Origin of the sequence: uncultured Methanobrevibacter sp. (assembly GCF_947169325.1) — an archaeon.
Lineage (GTDB): Archaea > Methanobacteriota > Methanobacteria > Methanobacteriales > Methanobacteriaceae > Methanocatella.
The window spans coordinates 24,391-34,154 of sequence record NZ_CAMVPN010000019.1; the positions used below are offsets into that span (position 1 = coordinate 24,391).

The following is a 9,764-nucleotide window of genomic DNA, read 5'->3' on the forward strand; positions in this document are numbered from 1 at the left end:
ATCAAAGCATATTAACTTAAATAATTTGTTTTTCCCACAACAATTTTACAGACCTAGAGCAATTTTACGAAGTGAAAGCAATTTTAGAAAATTGAATTTTACAATACCTTAATTAAATAGAATAAACAAAATTATTAATGATTATATTTTTAAGGAGATAATAATGACACGTATTTCAATTTTAGACAAAGACAGATGTCAACCTAAAAAATGTGATTATCTCTGCATACATTACTGTCCTGGTGTCAGGATGGACGAAGACACCATAGTAGTTGATGAGAGCACAAAAAAACCGTTGATATCAGAAGAATTATGTGAGGGGTGCGGTATCTGTACCAACCGTTGCCCATTTGACGCAATTACGATTATTAATTTGCCTGAAGCTGCAGAAGATCCGATTCACAGATTCGGACAAAACCAGTTTGAGCTCTTCGGCCTTCCAAGCCTTGAAGAGGGAACTGTTTTAGGGCTTTTAGGACAAAACGGTATCGGTAAATCCACAATAATGAATATTCTCTCAGGAACATTGATACCGAACTTCGGAGACTTTGAGAATCCCCCTGAAAACTGGGACAATGTCATTGAGTATTATAAAGGTTCAGCGCTTCAGAAGTACTTCAAGGATTTATCAGAAGGAAACATCAAGACAATTCTGAAGCCTCAGATGGTCGACAAGCTTCCGAAAATCGTGAAAGGAAAAGTAAAAGACCTGCTTACACAGGTCAATGAAAGGGACAAGCTGGAATATGTCACAAAGGAGCTCCAGCTTGAAAACGTTCTTGACCGTAAGATGGAAAATCTGAGTGGTGGGGAGCTTCAAAGGGTCGCAATTGCCGCAACAGTCCTGAGGGAAGGTGACTTCTACTACTTCGATGAACCGACCTCATGGCTTGACGTGTCCCAAAGACTGAATGCCGTTAAAGTCATCAGGTCACTTGCAGAGGAAGGAAAAAGCGTTCTTGTAATTGAGCACGACCTTGCAACCCTGGACGCATTGTCAGACAACATCCATATCCTATACGGTCAACCGGGAGGATACGGAGTAGTGTCCGGAAGAAAAGGTGTGAGATTAGGTATCAACGCATACATCAAGGGATTCCTATCAGAGGAAAACGTCAGAATCAGAAGAAATCCTATCGAGTTTACAATAAGGCCTCCAACACCGGAAGATGAAGGGGATGCACTTGCAAGCTATTCCGACTTGAGCAAGGAATACGACGGATTCACATTGACTGCCGATGAAGGAGAAATATTTTATGATGAAATCGTAACTGCATTCGGTTCAAACGGTATAGGTAAGACCACATTCGCCAAAATACTTGCCGGAGTGGAAGAGCCTACAACCGGAGAGGTCGACGAAGAGGTCACTATCGCTTATAAACCACAATATATCGTTACCAACTTTGAAGGCAGTGTCAGCGACTTCTTATATATGAACGCACCTAGTTTCGGAAGCAAAATCTTTGAAAGCGAAATCATGAACCCTCTAGGATTGAATGATATGCTGGACAAGCCTGTCAAAGGCCTGAGTGGAGGGGAACTTCAAAGGCTGGCGATTGCAGCCACACTTTCAAAGGATGCTGAAATATATCTTTTCGACGAACCTACAGCATTTCTGGATGTTGAACAGAGACTGATTGCCGCCAGAGTAATCCGTAAGATGGTTGAAAGCAGAAATGCGGCATCACTGATTGTAGACCACGATATCGTATTTATCGACTACATTTCCGACAGGGCAATGGTGTTCAACGGAGAACCTGGTTTAAACGGTCACGCATCAAAGCCAACTGACCTTAGAAATGCGATGAACGAATTTTTAGGAAATCTCAACATCACATTCAGAAGGGACAAGGAAACAAAAAGGCCTAGGGTCAACAAACTCGACAGTTTCAAAGACCGTGAACAGAAAGAAAAAGGAGAATATTACTACTTATCAGATTAACTATTCTCTTCCCCCATCACCCCATTTTTAAAAGTATTACTTTTTATACTGATTTTGACGATTTAGTAATACTTCATTTCTAATTTAAAAAATTTAATATAGATTAAACAACAAACTTCTATTCAAGCATAATTTAAAAGTGATAAAGATGAGTTGTTATAAATATTGGGGAACAATAGCTGAAATAGCTGAAAAACTTTCAAGTTATGGGGATTTAGAAAAATATGGAGATTCCGCACTCGATGATATTAATATCTACGAAATCATTGAAATATTGGATGAAGTGGAAATCATAGCTCACGACAAGGAAATTGATTTTGATTCTGCAAAACACATTCTTGATGATGAAAAAATGAATAAAGCATTGAAACTAATTCGCAAATTCTACGTATATATCGGAGCAAGGCTTGAGACAGAAAATGCGCTTAAAATTTTGGAATCAGACAATCCTACCGAAACATTGGATTCATTTCATTTTTATGATAGATACATTGGTCTGATCAATAATGAAAGTCAACTGGCGAAATTCAATGAAAACAAGACATTTGTCTTTTTGGGAAGCGGACCCCTACCTTTGACATTGATTATGTTCAACAAAGTTTATGGCTGCAAATGCATTGGGATTGAATTGCAAGAAGAAGTGGCAGACCTTTCAAGAAAAGTATTGAAAAGATTAGGCCTTGATGAAGATATAAAAATTATAACCGGCGATGAAAATGCTATAGCAAATCTTGAATACGACATTCTGATGGTGGCTGCACTGGCTGAGCCGAAAGAAAGAGTATTTGCAAACATATGGGAATTCATAGATGAAAATACTCCCTTAATTTATAGAACATACACAGGTATGAGAGCGATATTATATGCTCCTGTCCTTGAAAAAGATACACGAAGATTCCATAAAGAAGTCATGGTATTGCCAACTGGGAAAACAAACAACACTTCAGTTTTAATTAGAAAAATAGTATGAAAGGAGATATTATTAAATATTCTCCAATTCTTTTAGAATGAATTTTTTTAAAATCTCAACAGCTTTCTCACCATCTTCATCGAGACGAACAGCATCCAATGGATTTAAATCAAAGGTTTTAACAACGGCATCTGCTGAAATGTTTTTAATTGCATCAATATCCTTTTCATTCAGGATTACTGATGCACAATCATCGGCGCACCCTGTTATTGTAACGATTTTTGCATCATCCAAAATAGGTGAGCAACTGTTAGGCTGTGCTGAATATTCTGTGATGCATGCCGCAACAATATTATCGTTTTCCAAAGCCAACTCTACACTAGCTGCCCTTACGACCAAACCAAGCGGACTTAATCCGCTACATGAAACCAATGCTATTTTATCACTCATTTTTTAACCATCCTATCATATCTTTTTTTAACTTTATCGTAACCCCTTTTGTAAAACGGACATCTCAAAAGACATTCATTGCAGCCTTCCCTGTGGGCGGTGCATAACTTTCTTAAAAAGTTCTCATCTTCATCGAATGCTCCTTCAGGACATCTGTCAATGCAAACTCCGCATGTGGAGCAGAAATCCTTAACCCACAGCATGTCATTTTCCTCTTTAAAGGGCAAGTTTTCAATTGAAGTGTGAATCATGAAAAAACCAACAGTAATTCCCTCTTTGAAAAGACACATGTTACTTCGTGTAATCATACAATCATTAGATTGCATGGCTATTGCTCTCATGCTCAAATCATCCGCCAAAGGATGAATCAACTCTGCAGCAAATCCGTTTTTTCTGAGGAAATCTGCAAATTCATAAACGTGAAGTCCATATTCCTGAAATTCCTCATCCATCAGCCTGCATTTTTCAGGCGACTGTTCCATTTCAATCAAATCGTCACCCATCAAAAACTTAAAGATTATTACATTATCAAAATCAATTTCAAACTCCTTTTTAAAATCATCGGATAATTTTGAATAGCTAATTCCTGAAAAATTATATCTTAAAGCCAAATCCAACAATCCATCAACTAATTCCTCAGTAATTTCTGATTTGGGATTTTTAGGATTTTCAATTTTGTAAAAATTAGGTAGAGGTTTATGGTATCTAAACCCCTCAAAAGTAGTATCAATCATTTTCTTAAAGCTTCAACGGCTTTAGGGAACTCTTCACAGAATACTTTGATTTCTTCTGTTGGAATTGAGAAGCTTATACGCAAGTATCTGTCTCCAAAGTCTTCAGAAGTGTATTCCCCTTCCCTTGTGAACAGTTTTTTATCAATCAGATAGTTTGACATTTCTTTCGGATTGATTCCTGCACCGGACAAATCGACTGCCATCATGTTTGCATCAGACGGATAGACAGGCAGGAAAACCCCTTCAATAGGTTCAATCATTTCACTGATTAACCTTTGGTTTTCAAAGCAGGTTTCCCTCATCTCTTCAAACCATTGAGGTTTTGATTTCAAACCTGCGATTGCACCGTATTGGGAAATGATGTTTACTCCAAGGTCGTTTACAACAGCGTTTTTGATGGCATCTATGATTGGTTTTGATGATATTACACCACCAATTCTTAAACCTGCCATTCCGAATATCTTGGAAAAGCTGTAGATTGTCAATGTCTGGCCTGGAGCATAGTTTTCAACAAGGAAATGCTCTCTTGCAAAGTCCTTATAGGTAATGTCGTGCAATAAGTATAAGTCGTTTTCCTTTGCAATTTCTGCAAATTCTTTCAATTCCTCTTCAGTGTATGAGGAACCTAACGGATTTAAAGGATCGATTAAAATAACCATACGTGTATTCTCATCCATATTCTCCCTGAGCAAATCAGGAGTCAGCTTATAGTTATTCTCTTCAAAATAAATTGGAACATATCTCACTTCACCGGCAAACCTGTTTGCAAAGTCTCCGATGATGAAGTATCCCGGATCTGACAGGATTACATTGTCCTCAGGTTCCAATAATGCCTGCATACATAAGTATAATGATTCGGTTGCACCTGAAGTCAGCAAAACTTCCAGGTCCTTGAAGCCCAAATCGTCCAAAATCAGCTGTTTTAATTCTGAAAATCCTTCTGGGGCAGGATATCTGCAAAATGTCTTTTCCTTTATGGCTTCAATCATGGCATCGGCTATAATATCTCCATGAAGATGGTTGGTGTTCTGGCCCATCCATATCATGTCCTTGTCCATATACATATCTTCAAAAAAGTCATTTGCACATTCATAGCCTTCCGGAGGCACCCTTTCAGTTTTTTGAAACTTTTTTCTCGGGTTTTTAATATCGAAATCCTTATCCCTCATAATATCACGCAATAATTCCAAAGTAAATATTTATTGTTAATTATTAATAAAAGTAACTTAAACAATTCCACTTGAAGTGATTGAAAACGTTACCTGCTTTCCTTCAGGAATGCTTCTGTGGCGAACTAAAGTGGCTACACGCTTGTTTACTGCATCGCCACGATCCAGCTGGATTATGACCTTGCTCCAGTACTGCAGGATTGTTCCTCCAACTGCCCTAATGTCACTGTTTCCTTCATCATCAAAGGCATTGTAAATCTGGTTTGTCAAAACCACTGCCACATCATATTTACGGGCCACTTTAGACAAAATTCCCATCTGCTTTCCCAATTCCTTATTGAGCTTGGATGATTTCATGTCATCAACCCTGTACAATGCAACGGCAGAATCCAAAATAAGCAAATCCACATCGGAGTGGTTTTTTCTAAGCCATACCTCTATTGCCTTGAGATTATCATTCTGCTCAAGGAAGTTGGTTGGCTCAAAGACTATGATATTATTAGCTACTCTTGTAAAGTCCGGACCTGAAATCTGTTTGATTCTGTCAATTGATATTCCCCCTTCCGTATCGATATATATTACCTTCTTATTATTTCGGGCCACATTAACGGCCAGAGCCAAGGCAATATTACTTTTACCGGAACTTGGCGGTCCGAATATTTGAGTGATTACTCCCTTTTCAAAACCTCCTCCCAACAGTGCATCCAGTGAGGAGTTGGATGGGATTTTGTGATTGTCCTCAAAATTAGCTAATACTTTCATGAGTTTATATTTATTTTTATAAAATATATAATTTAACAAAATTTTATTAAGTGTGAAGTTATATTATCAAATAACCAGGTGATTAAATATGCACAAAAAAATAATTACATTACTGATTGTCTTGATTTTTTCACTCAGCTGTCTTGTGGTTGTTGCAGCCGACAATAACACCACCGACAATGCGACATACAGTGAAGAAATTGAAGATTTGATGGATTACATAATTCCGATTTCATTTACGGATAAAGGAATTGAGTTCAGCGACGGGTTTACCGGATTTTGCCTTGATTCAACAAAGACCGGCGTTAATGTAGATGATAAATTCACATCAACACACACCCAGAATGAAGAAGTTGAAAACAATGCGAAATGGGCAATAATCGAATGGTATAAATCAGGAAAGCAAGACAGTATTGAAGATGCGGTTTCACAGGCCATCAACGGAAACAAGAAATATGATGCTGCAAACACATTATTCGAATCCGGCGACATAAGCAATGACAAAATAGTGGTGAAGATTGACAACACTACAGAGGCCACATTCGAATTTGAGCTTTTGAAATCAGCAAATGATGGAGTGTCCGACTGTCTGGCATACAAAGTATCCATGAAAACCGTGCCTAATGACGACGTCTTATCTTCAAGCGATGATGATATTGTCAATACAAGTGAAGTCGAAAATGACACAGTAATCGATAAAACAGACAATGCTGCAAATGAGAAAACAGGAGAGGCCAGTGGCGGAGAACTAATCAATGATACTGATAAAAAAACAGATGCAAACAGTGATAAAAAAACAAATACTACAAACGATGAACAATCAGATGATGAAACAGTCGTGAATGAAACAAACAAGACCATCGTGAACAAGACCAATGTTGTTATTGTCAATGAGACAAACACCACCCTCATTCACAAGAACAATACAAAGGTCATAAACAAAACAAACGAAACACCGCAGAATGCAACAGTTCAGGACACAATAATGAAAACAGTTGGAAATCCTATTTTCCTGTTGGCTATCGTAATTGTGATTATTGCAGTTGTTGCAGTCGTAATGCGCAGAAGAGATTAAATTTAATCTTTTCTTTTTTTATTTTCTTATTATTTTTGGGTTTCTGCGAGTCAAATCAATGATTTTTGATGCATGATTTGATTCTAAATCGCCAACATCAATAACCAAATCAACATCCATTTCCAATTGGTCCAAAATATCTGCCGGATTTGACAATACCTCTTCGTCTGAAAGGTTTGCGCTGGTTGTGGTTATCGGGAAAATGCCAGCCAACCCGCAGGCAATCTGATTGTCAGGCACCCTGACTCCAACATATTTGGATCCGCTTGTCACCGCTCTCGGCACTATTTTCCTTTTATCCAAAATGAATGTATAGGGTCCCGGAAGATGGGAATTGATGACCTCTTTTTGGGCAATTGATACCTTCGCAACTAGGTCAATGGCATTAACATCGCTGACCAGAATTGACAATGGCTTTAAGGGACTTCTCTGTTTGATTTCAAAAACCTTTTTAACAGCCTTGTTGTCAAATATGTTGGCGCCTAATCCATAGACGGTGTCTGTCGGATATAATATGACGCCGCCCCTTGCCAATACATCAATAGCTTCGCCAATGATATTCTCATCAATTTCATCAATGCCTGTTTTTAGAACTTTCATTATAACTTTATATTGGATAAGATATCTAATATAAATTATGCTTCAAAGTTTAAGACCCCTATTGACAAAAATACTGAATCCGCTTGCTAAACACTTAAACATAAATCCGAATATCGTTACGGTAATCTCACCATTTGTTGCGCTTCTTGCGGCATACGGCTTTGCAAACCACATGTTAATACTGGGAACAATTGCAATTCTATTTTCAGGATTTCTTGATGTGGTTGACGGTGCAGTTGCAAGATATCATGGCAGATCATCCAAGTTCGGAGCGTTTCTCGACTCAACAATGGACAGGTTTGCAGATGCAATAATCTACATCGGAATCATATTTGGAGGATACTGCGACTGGTTTGTTGGAGTTCTGGCAATCCATTCAGCAATCTGCGTCAGCTATGTGAGGGCAAGGGCGGAATCACAGGGAGCGGAATGCAATATCGGAATAGCCGAAAGGGCGGTCCGAATGGTAATCCTAATGGTTGGAGCATTAATCGGATACTTTGCAGGAGACATATACTTTACATACATCATCTACATCCTGGTAATCTTATCATATTTCACTGTTGGACAGAGAATACTACACGTTTGGAGGCAATTGAAATGAGTGAACTTGAAAGTCCTGAAAAAATAGCAAAGGACATTGCAAAACTGGAAAGAAACCTGAATCAGGTGGCTGACATTACCTTTGAAGGAAAGGAAAAAGAGGTCTATGACAGGGCTGTTGACTACTGGAACGATTCCAAATATTATCTTGAAAAAGAAGATATGCGGACTGCATTCGGCTGCATTGAATACAGCCACGGCCTTTTGGATGCATTGAGGATGATTCATGGAATCATCTAGTTAATACATTCAAGCATCATTATTCAAATTAATTTATAAACGCCATATTGATAATCCTATCCATAACAACATTGAATTTTTAATATTTTTAAAAGAAATCCTATAGATTAGTCTGTTGAAAAAGCAAATATTCTGAATAGAACATCACCAGAATTACAAAACGATTAATTAAAAAGGACACATCGCCATCAAATGCTAAAATTATAAATGCTGAAAGCAAAATAAAAGAAGGTTTTGCACTCACATCAGGGAGTCAGTTATCATTAACAAAAAAAAAAAAGAAAAAAAAGAAAAAAGTGGTTTAATTATGCTGCTTTAGAGTATAATAAACCAATAGCTCTGTTGTAGAAGAACATGAAGTATACAGAGAAGATACCTAATAAGATATTACCAACAGTTTCGTTTAATCCGGAAATCCAAGCAAGAATAAGTGAAACAACAATTAAAATAATTGCAACAACAATAACGGTTCCGATAATACTGCCGAGACCTACTCTGGAAATGTCTCCGATTGCTTCTCCAATAGCTAAAGCATCACCTAAATTATCGCTTTTTGCTAATCTGCATTTAGCCATAAAGTTAGCTAAAGCAAATACAATGAATAAGATAAGACTAATTATGATAAGTAACCAGTCTCTGAGGAATAATCCTAAAACGAAAGCGATAATGATAGGGATGATGAAGTAAACGATATCAACAATGATTAATTTGATAGCGTTTGAGATTTGTCTTGCGATGTCAATACTAGGACCGTCATCTCTTCTTTCAATACCGTATTTGATAACGTCCAAAGTGTATCCTGAAATTAAAAACATTACAAGAATGAAAACAATAATTCCTACAATACTTAAACCTGTGAAAGCAGCACCGCCTAAACCAGTACTACTGAAAGCAGCTGCTAAACTAAGTATTGCAGCCCCTCCAATAAGAGCACCTATAATTCCTAAAATTACATATATGACTAATGCTTTAATATTGTTAAAAGGATATACTAAAGCATCACTAATTATTTCTCCTATATTCATAAATTATTCACCTTTTTAATTTAATAAAAAACTCTACAATTGAGTTATATTGTATTTTTATTAAATAAACTATATATATGTTAACATTGTTTAATTTGGGATTTTAAGGAATTTATGCAATATTTTATCAATTGTTTCCCCATTATAGCATATGATTTAAGCAAAATGGGGCGGATTAAATGCAAATCAGCAGAACCAATTATAGTAAATTGCATATTTAATTTTATTTATTTAAATATAATTTATTCTATTTT

At 37.0% G+C, this 9,764-nt stretch carries 11 protein-coding genes; 5 read left to right on the forward strand and 6 right to left on the reverse strand.

What is annotated here, in order from left to right; translation table 11 throughout:
• The first annotated feature begins 163 nt into the window (after positions 1-163).
• Positions 164-1,942 carry a ribosome biogenesis/translation initiation ATPase RLI gene (locus tag Q0W26_RS04570; protein WP_298522881.1) on the forward strand — a complete coding sequence of 593 codons (1,779 nt, stop codon included), beginning with the start codon at positions 164-166 and terminating at the stop codon, positions 1,940-1,942.
• Between the two features lie 148 nt (positions 1,943-2,090).
• The gene (locus tag Q0W26_RS04575) at positions 2,091-2,912 is read left to right on the forward strand and encodes a nicotianamine synthase family protein (protein ID WP_298522883.1); all 822 of its coding nucleotides are present in this window, start codon (positions 2,091-2,093) and stop codon (positions 2,910-2,912) included.
• A gap of 12 nt (positions 2,913-2,924) precedes the next feature.
• Here the strand turns inward: Q0W26_RS04575 and Q0W26_RS04580 are convergent, their stop codons facing one another.
• The 4 genes from Q0W26_RS04580 to radB are packed head-to-tail and all read right to left on the reverse strand — an operon-like array spanning position 2,925 to position 5,967.
• Positions 2,925-3,302 carry a putative zinc-binding protein gene (locus Q0W26_RS04580; RefSeq protein WP_298522885.1) on the reverse strand — a complete coding sequence of 126 codons (378 nt, stop codon included), beginning with the start codon at positions 3,300-3,302 and terminating at the stop codon, positions 2,925-2,927.
• Positions 3,299-4,036 (reverse strand): DUF362 domain-containing protein, encoded by a 738-nt coding sequence (locus Q0W26_RS04585; RefSeq protein WP_298522886.1) that lies wholly within the window; start codon positions 4,034-4,036, stop codon positions 3,299-3,301. The genes Q0W26_RS04580 and Q0W26_RS04585 overlap by 4 nt, the downstream gene beginning before the upstream one ends.
• Positions 4,033-5,205, reverse strand: coding sequence for a pyridoxal phosphate-dependent aminotransferase (locus tag Q0W26_RS04590; protein ID WP_298522889.1), 1,173 nt, complete (start codon positions 5,203-5,205; stop codon positions 4,033-4,035). Before Q0W26_RS04590 ends, Q0W26_RS04585 begins: the two co-directional genes overlap by 4 nt.
• Positions 5,206-5,262: 57 nt before the next feature.
• Positions 5,263-5,967: a DNA repair and recombination protein RadB gene (gene radB / locus Q0W26_RS04595; protein ID WP_298522892.1), complete on the reverse strand. Its 705-nt coding sequence runs from the start codon at positions 5,965-5,967 to the stop codon at positions 5,263-5,265.
• An 88-nt stretch (positions 5,968-6,055) separates the two neighbouring features.
• On the opposite strand from radB, the gene Q0W26_RS04600 reads away from it, so the two are divergent.
• Entirely contained in the window at positions 6,056-7,042 is a 987-nt protein-coding gene (locus tag Q0W26_RS04600) for a hypothetical protein (protein ID WP_298522895.1), read from the forward strand.
• Positions 7,043-7,060: 18 nt separating this feature from the next.
• Here the strand turns inward: Q0W26_RS04600 and Q0W26_RS04605 are convergent, their stop codons facing one another.
• Entirely contained in the window at positions 7,061-7,642 is a 582-nt protein-coding gene (locus tag Q0W26_RS04605; protein WP_298522898.1) for an L-threonylcarbamoyladenylate synthase, read from the reverse strand.
• Between the two features lie 37 nt (positions 7,643-7,679).
• On the opposite strand from Q0W26_RS04605, the gene pgsA reads away from it, so the two are divergent.
• A complete protein-coding gene (gene pgsA / locus Q0W26_RS04610; RefSeq protein WP_298522901.1) occupies positions 7,680-8,246 on the forward strand; it encodes an archaetidylinositol phosphate synthase in 567 nt (188 codons plus the stop codon).
• A complete protein-coding gene (locus tag Q0W26_RS04615; protein ID WP_292804750.1) occupies positions 8,243-8,485 on the forward strand; it encodes a DUF357 domain-containing protein in 243 nt (80 codons plus the stop codon). Before pgsA ends, Q0W26_RS04615 begins: the two co-directional genes overlap by 4 nt.
• Positions 8,486-8,790: 305 nt before the next feature.
• On the opposite strand, the gene Q0W26_RS04620 is transcribed toward Q0W26_RS04615, so the two are convergent.
• Entirely contained in the window at positions 8,791-9,510 is a 720-nt protein-coding gene (locus Q0W26_RS04620; RefSeq protein ID WP_298522904.1) for a DUF4013 domain-containing protein, read from the reverse strand.
• Between the last annotated feature and the right edge of the window lie 254 nt (positions 9,511-9,764).